Genomic DNA, 15,131 nt, shown 5'->3' on the forward strand with positions numbered 1-15,131 from the left:
ATCACCGCCCGCCGGTCAGCTCTCGGCGGGCGTTTTTTTGCGGGGTGCCTGTTACCCCAAGCCCCCATGTGAGTGCGTTGTTTTTTACGCAACAATAATCTAGAAGCTACACAAAAAATGCTATCTAAAGATATAATATACTAAGGTATTTCCAGGAGATGCCCCTGTGGGACAGGCGACACGCTACGGTCAATTGACCTTCACTGATCAGGTCGAGCGCGCCTTGCGCGAGGGAGGGCTGTGGGCCCTGCTATGGGCCTCGGCCTATCTCATCATCTCATTACTCAGCTATTCGCCTCAGGACCCGGGCTGGTCATATATCGGTGCCGATCTCGAGGTGAGCAATGCCGGCGGACGTACCGGTGCCTGGTTTGCTGACGCGGCGCTCTATCTGTTTGGCTATCTCGCCTATCTATTGCCATTCATGCTTGCCTGGAGCGCCTGGGTGCTCTTCCGTGGCCATAGCGAAGAGTCAGCGACCAAAATCTGGCTGTTGGCATGGCGCTGGCTTGGTTTTGTCCTGACCCTGGCCACTGGCTGCGGCCTTGCCTCGGCTAATCTACCCATGCAGGCGACGGATCTACCGAACGGCCCAGGCGGTGGCCTAGGTCTCCTCGTCAGCGGAAGGATAGGCGACTCGTTTGGGACGATGGGCGCCAATCTGATGCTGGCAGTTGCCCTGGGTGTCAGCCTGAGCCTCTTCTTGGGTATCTCTTTGCTGAAGCTCATCGATGGTATCGGTGAGATCGTCTTAAATGGACTTAACTGGATCGAGTTACATCTGGGCCGATTACTGCCGCACTCGGCGCACCCCCAACCGCGGATACGGCGTCCCCTCAAAGGACTACCGCCGGCACTGGCACTCATCGATCCGAGCGAGATCCGGTCCTTCAATACCGATCCAGAGCGGCGCCGTGGACGACGCCCGCCGACCGAGCTCCCTCCCGAGATCGCTGCCGTGTTGCGCGATCCAGTCCCGCTGGTCTCTCCAACCACCGTAGAGGTGCGGATGCCTTCGGAGCCGTCGCCGGTACCTGAGATCCTGGATCCGCCGCCCACTACGCTCCCCAAGGCCGTGTGTGAGACACCCAAGCTGCGAGCCGAGCCGCAGAAGACCCCTGTCAGCGCAGCCCTGCCGCGTTCCGCGCCCGAGCCGGAACCAGCGCCTTGCCCATCCGAGGAAAGACGCGGATTGCTGAGACGCCTGACCCAGGCTGTTCGCGCGCCAGAGCCGGGGACCAGTTCCAAGCCCCTGCCGCCCCTGACCCTGTTGGATGCACCGCGCAAGAGCGGGCGCGGCTATTCCGAGGAACAGATCGAAGAACTCTCGCGCCAGGTCGAACGCAATCTGGCCGATTTCGGCGTCGAGGTCCAGGTCGTGGGTGTCTATCCAGGGCCGGTGGTGACCCTCTTTGAGCTTCAGCTCGCACCCGGCATCAAGGCGAGCAAGATCACCGGGCTTGCACGCGACCTGGCGCGTGCGCTCACCGTGGTCAGCGTGCGCGTGGTCGAGATCATCCCGGGCAAACCGGTCATCGGGATCGAGATCCCCAACCGCGAGCGCGAGACGGTCTATCTGCGCGAGATCCTGGATTCACCTTCTTATCAGGATGCGAGCTCGCCTTTGACCATCGCCCTGGGGACCAATATCTCGGGTCTGCCGGTAGTCGCGGATCTGGCGCGCATGCCGCACGCCCTGATCGCCGGCACCACGGGTTCGGGCAAATCGGTGGCGATCAATGCCATCATCTTGAGCCTCTTATATAAATCGGGGCCAGAGGACGTACGCTTGATCATGATCGACCCGAAGATGCTTGAGCTCTCGGTCTATGAGGGCATCCCGCATCTCTTAACGCCGGTGGTCACCGACATGAAGGAGGCGGCTAATGCCCTGCGTTGGTGTGTCGGCGAGATGGAGCGCCGCTACCGGCTGATGGCCAAGCTCGGGGTACGCAATATCGCGGGTTATAACCGCCAAATCGCTGAGGCCGAGGCCGCAGGGACCCCGATCCCTGATCCCACTGTCAAGCCAGAGGAGATCTTCGACGGCCAGGTCCCGACCCTTAAACACCTGCCATATATCGTCGTCATCATCGATGAACTCGCTGATATGATGATGGTGGTGGGCAAGAAGGTCGAGGAGCTGATCGCCCGCCTGGCGCAAAAGGCGCGCGCCTCGGGGATCCATCTGCTGCTTGCCACCCAGCGCCCATCGGTTGATGTACTCACCGGCCTCATCAAGGCTAATATCCCCACCCGCATCGCCTTTCAGGTCTCGTCGCGCATCGACTCGCGCACCATCCTGGATCAGATGGGGGCGGAACAATTGCTGGGTTACGGCGACATGCTCTATCTCCCCCCGGGCGGCAACATCCCACACCGGGTGCATGGTGCATTCGTCGATGACCACGAGGTCCATCGCGTGGTCGATTTCCTCAAGGCACACTATGGCGATCCGGACTACATCTATGATGTGCTGAGCGAGCCGACCGAGACGATCCCGGGGATCGATCCCGAGCCGCGCGCTGGCGAGACTGAAGAGACAGACCCTCTGTTCGATGAGGCGGTGCAGATCGTGGTCGAAAGCCGCCGCGCCTCGATCTCGGGGGTGCAGCGCCGGCTCAAGATCGGCTACAACCGCGCGGCGCGCATGATCGAAGAGATGGAGCGCCTGGGGATCGTGGGCCCTGCCGAGACCAATGGCAACCGCGAGGTACTGGTGCCGCCGCCCCAGGGCTGAAAACCCCAAGATCCTGCTTGGGCACGGCGCGTCCAAAGACTGCAACCGGCGCGGTATGACCCTTTCAAGAGTGGGTAGCCGGCGGCATGCGGCCATGGAGATAGGCTACAAGGGCCCATTCCGGCAGATTCGCGATTGGACAACGCAACGGGGAAGGGCAAAGGGGAGACGGATCCTGTGCTATAGTCCCAGCGAGCATGCCCCAGTCTCTTCAATGGGCGAAGGCGTGCGATAAAACTTTTGGCCGTTCATCCCGGTCCAAGGCTGGCGTATTAATCAACCCCAGGTCTCTCCATGCCTTGTGTGAAATCCATATCGCCCCTCAAGTGGGAAGGGTGGTTGCTCGTGGCGTTTTTGGGCATCGCCTGGTCCTCCGCATTCGCCCAGGCAAGTGCCCAACGCATCGATGACTATCTTAGGGGCATCAATAGCCTCAAGGCCGACTTCGAGCAGTTCACCTTCAACGCCGAGCGGACGCGGATGCTCGAGGGGCGCGGGACCTTTTATCTCCAGCGCCCAGGGCGCTTCCGCTGGGAATATCAGACCCCCAACCGCCAGGTCATCATCGCCGACGGCCAGCGGGTTTATGTGCACGACGTCGAGCTCAAACAGGTCGCGCATCGCAGTCAGGCCAAGGCGTTGCGCGGCACGCCCGCCCTATTGCTCGCCAATGCTGAACCGATCGAGACCCATTTTCTGACCCGGTCCTTAGCGAGCTCGGACGGACGCGACTGGGTGGAGCTGATCCCCAAGGACCCAGAGACCGAGGTGGTGCGCATCGAGCTCGGGTTTGCAGGTGACCGGCTCGAGAGCCTGATCATGGCCGACAGTTTCGGCCAAAAGACGCGGCTCAACTTCAGCGGGATCGAGAGCAACCCTCAGCTCGACCCCAATCTCTTTAAGCTCGATCAGCGCCTGGTCGATGAGTTTCTGTCGTTAGACTAAGGGCTTAGGACTTCAATCGCTGGATCGCCGCAGGCCCTGGCACATGGCGCGGCTGAGGCCCAACTCCCATCCTCAAGGCCAATTGTAAAGATGTCTGAACTCCTCTGGCTGTTGCTCCCCTGGTCGCTCGCCTTTATTTTTCTGGGGCGGCTGAGACCCTGTCCGCCCGTCTCTCAAGACCTCCCCACCCCCTCGGTCTCGATGATCATCCCGGCACGCAACGAGGAAAAACGCCTGCCGCCGCTGCTGGCCTCGCTCAAAGCCCAAGATTATCCCAACTTCGAGGTCATCCTGGTCGATGATGATTCGAGCGATCGCACCGCCGAGCTCGGCGAGGCGGCGGGGTGCAAGACCCTGCGCCTGAAAGGGCCTGAACCCGGTTGGATTGGCAAGCCGCATGCTTGCTGGTCCGGCGCCCAAGCCGCCCAGGGTGAGGTCCTGGTCTTTCTCGATGCCGACACCGTGCTCGAGCCTGAGGGCCTCAAGCGGATCGTGGCGACCCATGCCCGCTATGGGGGCCTGGTCTCGATCCAGCCCTATCACCTCATGGAGCGGGCCTATGAGCGCCTGTCGGCAGCCTTCTCCCTGATCATGATGGCGGGGATTCGCTCCTTCACCCTGGCCGGTGAGCGCCTTCCCCCAAACGGCGCCTTTGGCCCCTGCATGGTCTGTGCGCGCGCTGATTATTTCCGCACTGGCGGGCATCGTCTGGTGTGCGACGAGATCATCGACGACGTGGCCTTGGCGCGGGCGCTGGCGCGGCGTGGTGTCCCAACGCATAACTTCATCGGGCAGGGCGTGATCTCCTTTCGCATGTATCCGCAAGGGATCGGCGACCTGATCGAAGGCTGGACCAAGAACTTTGCCCGCGGGGCTATGACCACGGACCCAGTCATGCTGGTCTTGATCGCCGCCTGGGTTAGTGGGGGGATGTCGGCCTGCGATGCGCTGCTCGATGGCGTGCGTGCGGGAGACATGTGGACCCCCTGGGCCACGGCTGGTGCCATCGCCTATAGTGCCTATGCCATCCAGATCCATTGGCTGCTGCATCGGCTGGGCCAATTTGGTTGGCTGACGGCTGCGACCTATCCGCTGTTCCTCCTGTTCTTCATGGCCGTCTTTGCCCGCTCGCTCTATCTCACCCTAATCCGCAATCGGGTCGCCTGGAAGGGGCGCTCGATACCAGTGCGGGCGACGGGCTAAGAGCGGCGATGCCATCCCTTTGGCAGATGGAACTGGCACCGCCCGAGCATGGAGGAGGGTTGCGCGCCTGGGCGAGGCGGTTTGGACGACCGCTGGGGGAGTGGGTCGACCTTTCAACTGGGATCAACCCCAGGGGCTGGTCGGTCCCGGAGCTTCCGTCTGAGGTCTGGCAGCGCCTGCCAGAAGAAGATGATGGACTTGCCGCCGCCGCCGCCGCATATTACGGGACAGAGGGCGCAGTGCCTGTACCAGGCGTCCAGGCAGCTATTCAACTGCTGCCCTACCTGCGCCCCCCTTGTCGCGTTGGGGTGCCAGCGATCGGTTATGCCGAGCATGCCTATCGCTGGCGGCTTGCCGGTCATCAGATAATCGAGCTCCCTGAGGATGAAGCAGAGGCTGCACTCGGCAATCTCGATGTCCTGGTCGTCATCCACCCCAACAACCCCACGGGTCGGCGCTGGCCGGCCGACCATCTGCTTGCCTGGCACGAGATACTCGGTGCCCGCGGCGGCTGGCTAGTGGTCGATGAGTCGTTCATCGACCCAACACCTGAGGCAAGCCTAGTGCAGGCAGCAAACCGTCCTGGTCTGATTATCTTGCGCTCGCTTGGCAAATTTTTTGGGTTGGGCGGTGCGCGTGTCGGTTTCGTGTTTACTGAAGAACGGCTCGCGGCGCAGGTGAGGCGGTTAATCGGCCCCTGGTCGGTCGGCCATCCGGCGCGCTGGGTTGCGCGTCTGGCCCTGTTGGACCATGCCTGGCAGGCACGGGCGCGGGTGGAACTCGCTGCAGCCAGCGAGAGGCTTGCGGGATCGCTCGGCGAGCAGGGGCTTGCGCCCGCCGGCGGTACGGCGCTTTTTCAATGGATCCTGACCCCAGATGCCGCGACCATCCAACGACATCTGGCGGAGGAGGGGATCTTGGTGCGCCGGTTTGCATACCCTGCAAGCCTCAGGTTCGGCCTGCCTGCGGATGAGGCGGGCTGGGCCCGGTTGGAGAAGGCACTGGTTTCGTTAAACCTGTGGTGAGCGCGCTCCCTGTCTGGCTGACCGTCCCGGTTGCACCGCCCGATCTTGCAGATCCCTCTCTCCAAGGAGGGCGGATCTGCATACTAGGTTTCAGAGGTGGTCTAGGCCCTGCCGAGACCCTTGGACATCTGAGCCTATTGCCTGATGTGTGGTCCAGCGTGCATTGGGAGCAGGTCGATCTGGGTTGCTTCTCCTGCCGGCCGCTGCTCGAGACGCTGGATCGCCACCGGCTTGATCTCTGTTTGAGCCGCGGGCGCCAGGCCGCTGAGCGGGCGCGGCTTGCCGGCTGCCGGCTATTGCTTTGTCTAGGACGAGACAGCGGCGAAGACCCGAATCTTGGCAACCGATGTGTGCGCGGCGAGCCTAGGCTGCCTGCTCGCTGGCCCTTGGATCCCCTTGCTTGGATCACATGTGCCCCTCGGCTCGCCTATGCCTGTCTGCGTCGGCTCGCCTGCCCTAAGCTTGCTGCACTCACGGGCGCCCTGATCGCCTCTGCCCAGATGGGAATGAAGGTCTCTGCACTCGGCGAGAGGGCAAGGATTGCGGCACGTCTCGCCCAGGGGATCAACCCGGGCCTTACCCTTTGGTTGAGCGATCGACCATCTGCATGGCGGATCACATCTCAGCGGCCGCTTGAACGGACACGCTGCTTGACCAGACCAGAGCAGGGAATCAGATAAACCCAGATTGTTCATTAAACATGTTGAGCCAATTCCGGGACGACCGGCTTGGCCAAGGCGTGAGCCCAAAGGCCAGCGAACCATGCGCGTTTTCTGCGGGGTACGGAGCCAACCCTAGTATTACAAGCTGTGCGTGATAGTGGATAATTTTCCACATGGAAAGCGCGATGATGGGCACAGGCAAGGCGGCGAAGCGGCTTGGCGTTTCGGTCAAGACCTTGCAACGCTGGGAGCGCGAAGGGGGTTTGATCCTGGTGGCGCGAACAGTCGCGAGGCACAAATCCGCGAGTTGATTGGCTTGCGCAGTAAGGTATCAGAGCCAACGCGGATTGATGCCCATGCCCAACCGTTTGCCGAAGCTTCTATGTTGCTAACGACAAGTTCCGCGTCTCGGACAAGACCATTTGCCTGCCCAAGAGCGGTGAGGTCGCCATGATCGAGGCGTTGTGCTTCGATGGCAAGATTCTTGGTGCGACCGTTTCGCGTACTGCGGACGCTGGTTCGTCGCCGTTCAGGTTGAAGTGGCCGATGCTGCGTTCTATCGCAGGCGCATGAAACGACTGGTGTTGACCTGGGCGTTGAGGCGGCGGCCAGGCTTTCCAATGGCGAGTCCGTCCGGTAACGGCGGCGCTGTGACAGAGAGGGTCTCTGCTGTAGTCGGGAAAGTCACGCCTGTCAGAGACGAATGCGCTCCGCATTCGGGGCAGGAAGAGCACAGTGCGCCTGTTTGCGCACTTTACTTGAGAGCAGAGGATCAGTTTGCTCTGGCTGGCGTTTTGGTGCTAAGACCCCTAAGACCCGCCGATGTAACGCAACCCGGTCAAGCTGACCTAAGCTAGGATCCTCTGGGCAAGCGCCGCCCGCAACCAGCTTGAAACTCCTGAAGCAGACGTTCATACAGCTGGGCATCGCTGAGCGCATACAGGTCATCGATTGCAAAAAAGCCGCAATTATCGACGACCCGTCAGACGTTCAAATCCTCAATCACCACCCCTTGGTTTTCGCGGCAGAGCCGGGTCGTGAGCTTATGTGTGAAGTCCGCTCGGACATTGGCAATGCGTGCGTGCAGCCTTGCCAACATCGCAGAGGATTTCCTTCGATTCTTCAAGATCGGAAGCCTCGTGCCTTTTGCCAGTCTGGCACTTGGCGCAAACCCAGCCCCGACCTTGGCCGCCTCAACCTTGCAAGAAAGGCGTCTGCCTCGAATCCTGAGACAACGAAGCGCAGAGGAGATTCAACAGACTCGCCATTGGAAAGCCTGGCTGCCGCCTCAACGCCCAGGTCAACACCAGTCGTTTCATGCGCCTGCGATAGAACGCAGCATCGGCCACTTCAACCTGAACGGCGACGAACCAGCGTCCGCAGTACGCGAAACGGTCGCACCAAGAATCTTGCCATCGAAGCACAACGCCTCGATCATGGCGACCTCACCGCTCTTGGGCAGGCAAATGGTCTTGTCCGAGACGCGGAACTTGTCGTTAGCAACATAGAAGCTATCGTGGCACCGGCCTTTCTTCTTGAACTGAAGCGCGTGAGCCTTCTTTCCGGCCTTGATATCGGCAAAGAATCGATCCCAGGCCTTGGCAAGATCGGCAAACGGTTGGGCATGGGCATCAATCCGCGTTGGCTCTGATACCTTACTGCGCAAGCCAATCAACTCGCGGATTTGTGCCTCGCGACTGTTCGCGCCACCAGGATCAAACCCCCTTCGCGCTCCCAGCGTTGCAAGGTCTTGACCAAGACGCCAAGCCGCTTCGCCGCCTTGCCTGTGCCCATCATCGCGCTTTCCATGTGGAAAATTATCCACTATCACGCACAGCTTGTAATACTAGGGTTGGCTCCCGAAAGGGATCGGCCTTGCCGCGCCTCCGCCCTCAATCTGCGCTGGCGGCCTTGCGGTCGCGGCTGCGCAAGAGTCGGACCTGAAAGAGCGTGTTGCGCTCCTCTTCCTCAAGCGCCGATTGGATATAACGGATAGTGCGATGATAGCGGGGTATGATGTTGTATTTCAGGGCATTGACCCGCTTTTGTGCTTTGCGCTGTTCTTCAAGCAGGCGATAGAGCGCGATCTCGACCTCTGAGAGCTGCGCCAGCATGACCGTGGCCTCGGCGAGCCGTTCCCGCGCGGTATCAAAGCTAACGTCGCTCCCCAGGAGCCCCACTGGTTTGAGCGGTAAACGGTGACTGGTCACCGCTGGATATTCTACCCCCAGGGCGCGTCGTGGCAGGATCTCGATCGCGATGGCTGGCTCGATGCCGAGCGCAGCCTGACGCAGGGTGCGGTTGCCCAAGCGCAGATGGGCGATCGCCAGAGAGCGGTATGCCTCGGCAAGCAATTGCTCGCACTCGGTGCGCAAACGCCGGTATTCGCCGATCCGCTCATAGACCAGCCGGGTCAGAAGCTCGCGCTTGCGCTCCAGGAGATCATGGCCGTCCTCGAGGAACCGAGCCTGTTTCTTGAGACGGATGAGGGTGTTTTTGGTCGGTGGGACCTTGATCAGCGGCTGGGCCATGGTGTGTTTCGCTCGGCAAGACACTCAGGTCCGCCCATCGCAAAGGCGCGACAGACCTCGGGGCGTTGTTCATAGATGCGACAAAGCAGACAATCGCGGTCGAGCGCCGCGCACCAGCCGTCGTCCAATCGCCTCATGACGCGCATCCCCCAGGGATTGTGAGTCATCAGATGTGGCGGGATGCCGGTCTCGGTCGGGCAGATGACCTCGAGCCGGCAGCAGAGTGCGGCGCATGACTCACAGGTGACGGATGTATCCAGGGCTGCGGTCATGCCTACTGCCCCTTGTAATACTTGGCGAGATCGTCTTCCTTGACGCGGGTGAGCATGTCGCGCGGGAAGATGCTCATCAGCTCCCAGGCCAGATCCAGGGTCCCCTCGATCGATCGTTCTTCGTCCTCGCCCTGGCTGACGAAGCGCTGATCAAAGGCGTCGGCAAACTCTAGATACAAGCGATCGCGTTCCGAGAGTTCATCGGCGCCGATGATCGAGGCCAGGTTGCGCGTTTCTTGGGCGCGGGCATAGAGGGCATAGAGCTGAGCGGCGGTGCGCGGATGGTCCTCACGGGTGAAGTCCTGGCCGATGCCGTCCTTCATCAGACGCGAGAGGCTAGGGAGCACATTGACCGGCGGATAGATCCCCTGATTATGGAGCTCGCGCGAGAGCACGATCTGGCCCTCGGTGATATAGCCGGTCAGATCTGGGATGGGGTGGGTGATGTCGTCTGAGGGCATGGAGACCACGGGCATCATGGTGATCGAGCCGTGGCGTTCGTGGATGCGTCCGCAGCGCTCGTAGATCTCGGCTAGATCCGAATAGAGATACCCCGGATAGCCCTTGCGTGCCGGTACATCGCCCTTGGCGGTGGAGACCTCGCGCAAGGCCTCGGCATAGTTGGTCATGTCAGTGAGGATCACCAAGACATGGCGATCCAGGTCATAGGCCAGGTATTCGGCGGCAGTGAGCGCGGTGCGCGGCAGGATCAGACGCTCGACCGGCGGGTCATCCGCCAGGTTGACGAACATCACCACATTACGCAGGACGCCAGAGTCGGCGAACTCATCGCGGAAGAACTTGGCATCTGCATAAGAGACGCCGAGAGCCGCAAAGACGATGGAGAAGCTCGCCGATTCGTCGATTAGCTTGGCCTGACGCACGATCTGCGCTGCTAGCCGGTTGTGGGGAAGACCCGAGCCAGAAAAGATAGGGAGCTTTTGACCGCGCACCAGCGAGTTCAATCCGTCGATGGTCGAGATCCCGGTCTGGATGAACTCACGCGGATAGGTGCGCGCTGCTGGGTTGATCGCCGAGCCGCTGACCGGGCGGCGCAGGGTTGAGCAGATCGGGGGGCGCCCGTCGCGTGGCACCCCGAGCCCGTTGAACTCGCGCCCCAGGATCTCAGGGGAGAGCGCCAACTCCACCGGCTCATCCAAAAACCTGACCCAGGTATGCTCCAGATCCAGGTCGTCCGTACCCTCAAAGACCAGGATCAAGACCTCCTGGTCGGAGGCACGAATCACTTGGCCGCTGCGCACACGCCCCTTGTGATCCTTGATCTGGACACGGTCGCTGAAGGCGATACCTGGAACATCGCGGACCACCAAAAGCCCCCCGCGGGCTTCGGTGGCCGTTCGGTATTCCTTGATGCTCATGGATCTTGCTTCGGATTGGTTAGGCCAGAGGGGTCAGCGGGTCGCGCTTGTGCGGATTGTAGCGATAAAAGGCAGCGATGTGCCCGATGCGCTGGATCAATTCCGATCCCGTTTTCTGGCAGATATGATCAATCACTGCCAAGCGGTCCTCAGTTTCCAGGGCGCCGAGACGGATCTTGATCAACTCGTGGTCGTCGAGCGCCCGCTCGATCTCAGCAAGCACCGCCTCGGTCAGGCCCCGCTGACCGATGAGCACGACCGGTTTGAGATGATGGGCCCGCTGTTTGAGCCAGCGACGCTGTTTGGGGGAGATCGGTATCATAAAGGCGGATTGGATTGGATTATATTGGACTGAGCATCATCCATCCTAGCGCGGATTGGCTGCGCTGTGAGCCCATTGGTTCATCGGACTGTGACTGATATAGTTTTAAACTTTGATATAGTCTCAAACTTTATCGCCAAGTCAGCGAGGATGGACCTTGTCCGCACGCCCCGACCATCGTTTTTTCGTCGCCCCCGGCGGATCGTTGCGCGGATACCTGCGCGTGCCGGGCGATAAATCGATCTCGCATCGCGCCATCATGCTTGCCTCGCTCGCCGAAGGCCAGACCCAGATCAGCGGTTTTCTCGAAGGTGCGGATTCGCTGGCGACCTTGGCTGCCTTTCGCGCGATGGGGGTGCCCATCGAGGGCCCTAAAGACGGCGAGGTGATTGTCGAAGGGGTAGGGATGCAGGGGCTGCAAGCACCGTCCGGCCCGCTTGACATGGGCAATTCTGGGACGGCGATGCGCCTGCTTGCAGGGCTCCTTGCCGGTCAGCGTTTTCCCGCGACCCTGATCGGCGATGAATCCCTGAGCCGCCGCCCGATGCGCCGGGTCGTGGAACCCTTGACCCAGATGGGCGCCTGCATCCAGGCCAGCCCGTCCGGCACCGCGCCTTTGTTGATCGAACCCACGGATGCACTACACGGCATCGAGTATCGGCTCCCCATGGCCAGCGCTCAGGTCAAATCCTGCCTGATGTTGGCTGGACTCTATGCCCAGGGTGAGACCTGCATCCACGAACCCGAGCCGACCCGCGATCATACCGAACGCATGCTGACCGCCTTCGGCTATCCCGTGCGCCGGCAGGGACTCAAGGTCTGTCTGACCGGCGGTGGGCGCCTGCGCAGTTGTCGGCTCCAGATCCCTACCGATATCTCGTCGGCAGCCTTTTTCTTGGTCGGGGCCAGCATTGCCCCTGGCTCAGACCTATTGCTCGAAGAGGTGGGGATCAATCCAACGCGTGTGGGTGTGATCAATCTACTGCGCGCTATGGGTGCTGATATCGAACTCTTGGACCGCCGGATGGCAGGCGGCGAGCCGGTCGCCGATATCCGGGTCAAGGCAGCGCCGCTGCACGGGATCGAGATCCCCGCCCATCAGGTGCCATTGGCCATCGATGAGTTCCCAGCGCTGTTCATTGCCGCCGCTTGTGCCCAAGGCGAAACGGTCTTGAGGGGGGCGGCTGAACTGCGGGTCAAGGAGAGCGACCGCATCCAGGTCATGGCCGATGGGTTGAACCGCCTGGGTATCAAAGCCGAGTCCCTGGCCGATGGCATCCGCATCCAAGGCGGTCAGTTTGGTTCGGCGACCGCAGACCAGGCCATCGATGCCCATGGCGACCATCGTATCGCCATGTCATTCGCCATCGCCGCCCTTCGCGCCCAGGGTCCGATCGAGATCCGCGACTGCGCCAATGTCGAGACCTCCTTCCCGGGCTTCGCCCAACTTGCCGCGCGCGCGGGTCTGGGGATCGAGGAGCAACGTCAGTGATCCCCGTCATCACCATCGATGGGCCCTCGGGAACCGGCAAGGGCAGCCTCATGCAACTGTTGGCCCAGCGTCTTGGCTGGCATGCGCTGGACAGCGGGGCCCTATATCGGGCCTTGGCCTGGGCCGCACTCCGCCGGGGTGTGGATCTAGCTGACGCGCCGGCGCTGGCCGAGTTGACCAGGGACCTGCTGCTCGCGTTCCGCGATGGGCGCGTTTGGTTGGATGGCGAGGACATCAGCGATGCCATCCGCACTGAAGAGGTAGGGATGGCGGCCTCCAGGGTCGCCGCCCATCCTCAAGTAAGGGCCGCCTTGCTCGATTGGCAACGCGCCTGGGCGCGCCCGCCGGGGTTGGTCGCTGACGGGCGTGATATGGGCACGGTGGTCTTTCCCGAGGCCCAGTTGAAGATCTTTCTTGATGCAGACCCCAAGGTGCGGGCCGAGCGGCGCTATAGACAGTTGAAGGAAAAAGGGTTGAGTGCTAGTCTCCGTCAGCTTATCCTGGACATCCAGGCGCGGGATGCGCGCGATCGCACCCGTTCGAGCGCACCCCTGTGTCCAGCGCAGGATGCGATCGTCATCGATTCCAGCCAGATGTCCATCCCCGAGGTGTTCGAGCGCGTCCTGGCCGAGGTTAGGCGCGTCCTTCCGGATACGCTCGGCCAATGAAACGCAGGTTGCAGCGACCCGCGTTTCGCTAGTCGATCAAGGTCGGGTCGGCGGGGAAGACGCCGACCCTTTCGTTCAACCAACAACCCTCGTCACGGATGGGGCGGGTCAAGCGCGCCATTCTTGTAGGATACCAGGATCTCATGACCGAAAGCTTCGCCGAACTCTTTGAACAAAGCCTCAACACCACCCAGCTCCAACCGGGTGCGATCGTCATCGGCACCGTGGTGGACATCACACCAGATGCCGTCCTCATCAACGCTGGACTCAAGTCCGAGGGCATCATCCCCCGCAATCAATTCATCGGCCCGGACGGCGAGCTGGAGGTCGCGGTTGGCGACCAGGTCGAAGTGGCCCTCGATGCTGTCGAGGACGGCTTCGGCTTTACCCGCCTCTCGCGGGAAAAGGCCAAGCGTTCCAAGGCCTGGGACGATCTGGAGCGCGCCTATGAGAAGGGTGAGACCGTCAAGGGCGTGATCACGGGCAAGGTCAAAGGCGGCTTTACTGTTGACCTCGGGACGGTGCGCGCCTTTCTACCTGGCTCCCTGGTCGATGTGCGCCCCGTGCGTGATACGACCTATCTTGAAGGCAAAGAGCACGAGTTCAAGGTCATCAAACTCGACCGCAAGCGCAATAATGTCGTGGTCTCGCGCCGCGCCGTGGTTGAGGCCGAATACAGCGCCGAGCGCGAGCAGCTTCTGAAGAACCTTGATGAAGGCATGGAGGTGCGGGGGGTGGTCAAGAACCTCACCGACTACGGTGCCTTCCTCGATCTGGGCGGCATCGACGGTCTGTTGCACATCACCGACATGGCCTGGCGCCGCGTCAAACATCCCTCGGAGGTCATCCAGATCGGCGACGAGATCACGGTCAAGGTCTTGAAGTTCGACCGCGAGCGCCAGCGTGTCTCCCTGGGCCTGAAGCAGATGGGCGAGGACCCCTGGGTCAATATCGCCCGTCGCTATCCCGAGGGAACCAGGGTCTTCGGTAAGGTCACCAACATCGCCGACTATGGCTGCTTCGTCGAGATTGAGGAGGGCGTCGAGGGCCTGGTCCATGTCTCCGAGATGGATTGGACCAACAAGAACGTCCATCCGAGCAAGGTGGTCAATCTCGGCGATGAGGTCGAGGTCATGGTGCTCGACATCGACGAGGAGCGCCGCCGCATCTCGCTGGGCATCAAACAATGCCTGCCCAATCCCTGGGAGGAGTTCGCGGCTACCCACAAGAAGGGCGATCATGTCTCGGGCAAGATCAAATCGATCACCGATTTTGGCATCTTCATCGGCCTGGATGGCGGCATCGATGGCTTGGTCCATCTCTCCGATATCTCCTGGGACGAGCCTGGCGAGCAGGCCCTGCGCCGCTTCAAGAAGGGCGATGAGGTCGAGGCGGTGGTCCTTTCGGTCGATCCCGAACGTGAGCGGATCTCCCTGGGGATCAAGCAGCTCGACAAGGACCCTTTCTCGAGCTTCGTCGCCCTGCATGAAAAGGGCAGTGTGGTCAAAGGTGTGGTCAGCGAGGTCGATGCCAAGGGCGCGACCGTGACCCTGGCCGATGGCGTCGAGGGTTATCTGCGCGCCTCCGAGATCTCGCGCGACCGGGTGGAGGATGCCCGGGCTGTGCTCAAGGTCGGCGAAGAGATCGAGGCCAAGTTCATGGGGGTCGACCGCAAGAACCGCACCATCACCCTGTCGATGAAGGCCAAGGATGTGGATGACGAGCAGAGCGCGATCAAGGGCTATGCGCGCGATGCTGCCGCTGCCACCGCCACCCTTGGCGACATCCTCAAGGAACAGATGGAAGAGGCCCAGCGCGGCGCCTAATCCCTGTTGCCAAGGCCCTTGTCTCTGGGACCCATAATCGGGGGCCATCCGGCTCCCGATCAGAAT

16 protein-coding genes are annotated in these 15,131 nt (G+C 61.5%); 9 read left to right on the top strand and 7 right to left on the bottom strand.

Annotation, left to right across the window (positions count from 1 at the left end; translation table 11 throughout):
• The first annotated feature begins 166 nt into the window (after positions 1-166).
• The 6 genes from GWK36_RS04540 to GWK36_RS04565 all read left to right on the top strand — a co-directional run bounded on the left by GWK36_RS04540 (position 167) and on the right by GWK36_RS04565 (position 6,886).
• Positions 167-2,740 (top strand): DNA translocase FtsK, encoded by a 2,574-nt coding sequence (locus GWK36_RS04540; protein ID WP_166270139.1) that lies wholly within the window; start codon positions 167-169, stop codon positions 2,738-2,740.
• Between the two features lie 294 nt (positions 2,741-3,034).
• Positions 3,035-3,685, top strand: coding sequence for an outer membrane lipoprotein periplasmic chaperone LolA (lolA, locus tag GWK36_RS04545; RefSeq protein WP_166270140.1), 651 nt, complete (start codon positions 3,035-3,037; stop codon positions 3,683-3,685).
• 90 nt (positions 3,686-3,775) lie between these two features.
• Positions 3,776-4,888 (top strand): glycosyltransferase family 2 protein, encoded by a 1,113-nt coding sequence (locus tag GWK36_RS04550; RefSeq protein WP_166270141.1) that lies wholly within the window; start codon positions 3,776-3,778, stop codon positions 4,886-4,888.
• 8 nt (positions 4,889-4,896) lie between these two features.
• Entirely contained in the window at positions 4,897-5,913 is a 1,017-nt protein-coding gene (cobD, locus tag GWK36_RS04555; RefSeq protein WP_246237679.1) for a threonine-phosphate decarboxylase CobD, read from the top strand.
• Positions 5,910-6,593, top strand: coding sequence for a hypothetical protein (locus GWK36_RS04560; protein ID WP_166270142.1), 684 nt, complete (start codon positions 5,910-5,912; stop codon positions 6,591-6,593). The genes cobD and GWK36_RS04560 overlap by 4 nt, the downstream gene beginning before the upstream one ends.
• Before the next feature lie 155 nt (positions 6,594-6,748).
• Positions 6,749-6,886 carry a MerR family DNA-binding transcriptional regulator gene (locus GWK36_RS04565; RefSeq protein ID WP_166270143.1) on the top strand — a complete coding sequence of 46 codons (138 nt, stop codon included), beginning with the start codon at positions 6,749-6,751 and terminating at the stop codon, positions 6,884-6,886.
• 542 nt (positions 6,887-7,428) lie between these two features.
• Here GWK36_RS04565 and GWK36_RS16000 read toward each other — a convergent pair.
• The 7 genes from GWK36_RS16000 to yhbY form a co-directional block, all read right to left on the bottom strand.
• Complete coding sequence (locus GWK36_RS16000) at positions 7,429-7,527, bottom strand: hypothetical protein (protein ID WP_425482789.1); 99 nt, start codon at positions 7,525-7,527, stop codon at positions 7,429-7,431.
• Between the two features lie 30 nt (positions 7,528-7,557).
• Positions 7,558-7,674 (bottom strand): transposase, encoded by a 117-nt coding sequence (locus tag GWK36_RS14820; protein ID WP_210756859.1) that lies wholly within the window; start codon positions 7,672-7,674, stop codon positions 7,558-7,560.
• Between the two features lie 216 nt (positions 7,675-7,890).
• Complete coding sequence (locus GWK36_RS14825) at positions 7,891-8,400, bottom strand: hypothetical protein (protein WP_246237681.1); 510 nt, start codon at positions 8,398-8,400, stop codon at positions 7,891-7,893.
• Between the two features lie 67 nt (positions 8,401-8,467).
• Positions 8,468-9,106 carry a V-type ATP synthase subunit D gene (locus tag GWK36_RS04585; RefSeq protein WP_166270145.1) on the bottom strand — a complete coding sequence of 213 codons (639 nt, stop codon included), beginning with the start codon at positions 9,104-9,106 and terminating at the stop codon, positions 8,468-8,470.
• Positions 9,091-9,378 carry a YkgJ family cysteine cluster protein gene (locus GWK36_RS04590; RefSeq protein ID WP_166270146.1) on the bottom strand — a complete coding sequence of 96 codons (288 nt, stop codon included), beginning with the start codon at positions 9,376-9,378 and terminating at the stop codon, positions 9,091-9,093. Before GWK36_RS04590 ends, GWK36_RS04585 begins: the two co-directional genes overlap by 16 nt.
• Before the next feature lie 2 nt (positions 9,379-9,380).
• Entirely contained in the window at positions 9,381-10,757 is a 1,377-nt protein-coding gene (locus GWK36_RS04595) for a V-type ATP synthase subunit B (RefSeq protein WP_166270147.1), read from the bottom strand.
• A 19-nt stretch (positions 10,758-10,776) separates the two neighbouring features.
• Complete coding sequence (yhbY, locus tag GWK36_RS04600) at positions 10,777-11,079, bottom strand: ribosome assembly RNA-binding protein YhbY (protein WP_343033141.1); 303 nt, start codon at positions 11,077-11,079, stop codon at positions 10,777-10,779.
• Positions 11,080-11,236: 157 nt separating this feature from the next.
• Between yhbY and aroA the strand changes: the two genes are divergently transcribed.
• The 3 genes from aroA to rpsA all read left to right on the top strand — a co-directional run bounded on the left by aroA (position 11,237) and on the right by rpsA (position 15,065).
• Positions 11,237-12,571 carry a 3-phosphoshikimate 1-carboxyvinyltransferase gene (aroA, locus tag GWK36_RS04605; RefSeq protein ID WP_166270148.1) on the top strand — a complete coding sequence of 445 codons (1,335 nt, stop codon included), beginning with the start codon at positions 11,237-11,239 and terminating at the stop codon, positions 12,569-12,571.
• Complete coding sequence (cmk, locus tag GWK36_RS04610; protein ID WP_166270149.1) at positions 12,568-13,239, top strand: (d)CMP kinase; 672 nt, start codon at positions 12,568-12,570, stop codon at positions 13,237-13,239. The genes aroA and cmk overlap by 4 nt, the downstream gene beginning before the upstream one ends.
• A 143-nt stretch (positions 13,240-13,382) precedes the next feature.
• Complete coding sequence (rpsA, locus tag GWK36_RS04615) at positions 13,383-15,065, top strand: 30S ribosomal protein S1 (RefSeq protein ID WP_166270150.1); 1,683 nt, start codon at positions 13,383-13,385, stop codon at positions 15,063-15,065.
• Positions 15,066-15,131 lie beyond the last annotated feature (66 nt).

It is taken from the genome of Caldichromatium japonicum (genome assembly GCF_011290485.1).
GTDB lineage: Bacteria > Pseudomonadota > Gammaproteobacteria > Chromatiales > Chromatiaceae > Thermochromatium > Thermochromatium japonicum.

Excerpts from the sequence above, each read along its gene's own strand:
- GWK36_RS04590 (WP_166270146.1), bottom strand. The coding sequence starts at position 9,378 with ATGACCGCAGCCCTGGATACATCCGTCACCTGTGAGTCATGCGCCGCA.
- GWK36_RS04585 (WP_166270145.1), bottom strand. The coding sequence starts at position 9,106 with ATGGCCCAGCCGCTGATCAAGGTCCCACCGACCAAAAACACCCTCATC.
- rpsA (WP_166270150.1), top strand. The coding sequence starts at position 13,383 with ATGACCGAAAGCTTCGCCGAACTCTTTGAACAAAGCCTCAACACCACC.
- GWK36_RS04595 (WP_166270147.1), bottom strand. The coding sequence starts at position 10,757 with ATGAGCATCAAGGAATACCGAACGGCCACCGAAGCCCGCGGGGGGCTT.
- GWK36_RS04550 (WP_166270141.1), top strand. The coding sequence starts at position 3,776 with ATGTCTGAACTCCTCTGGCTGTTGCTCCCCTGGTCGCTCGCCTTTATT.
- GWK36_RS14820 (WP_210756859.1), bottom strand. The coding sequence starts at position 7,674 with ATGTTGGCAAGGCTGCACGCACGCATTGCCAATGTCCGAGCGGACTTC.
- GWK36_RS04565 (WP_166270143.1), top strand. The coding sequence starts at position 6,749 with ATGGAAAGCGCGATGATGGGCACAGGCAAGGCGGCGAAGCGGCTTGGC.
- yhbY (WP_343033141.1), bottom strand. The coding sequence starts at position 11,079 with ATGATACCGATCTCCCCCAAACAGCGTCGCTGGCTCAAACAGCGGGCC.
- lolA (WP_166270140.1), top strand. The coding sequence starts at position 3,035 with ATGCCTTGTGTGAAATCCATATCGCCCCTCAAGTGGGAAGGGTGGTTG.
- cobD (WP_246237679.1), top strand. The coding sequence starts at position 4,897 with ATGCCATCCCTTTGGCAGATGGAACTGGCACCGCCCGAGCATGGAGGA.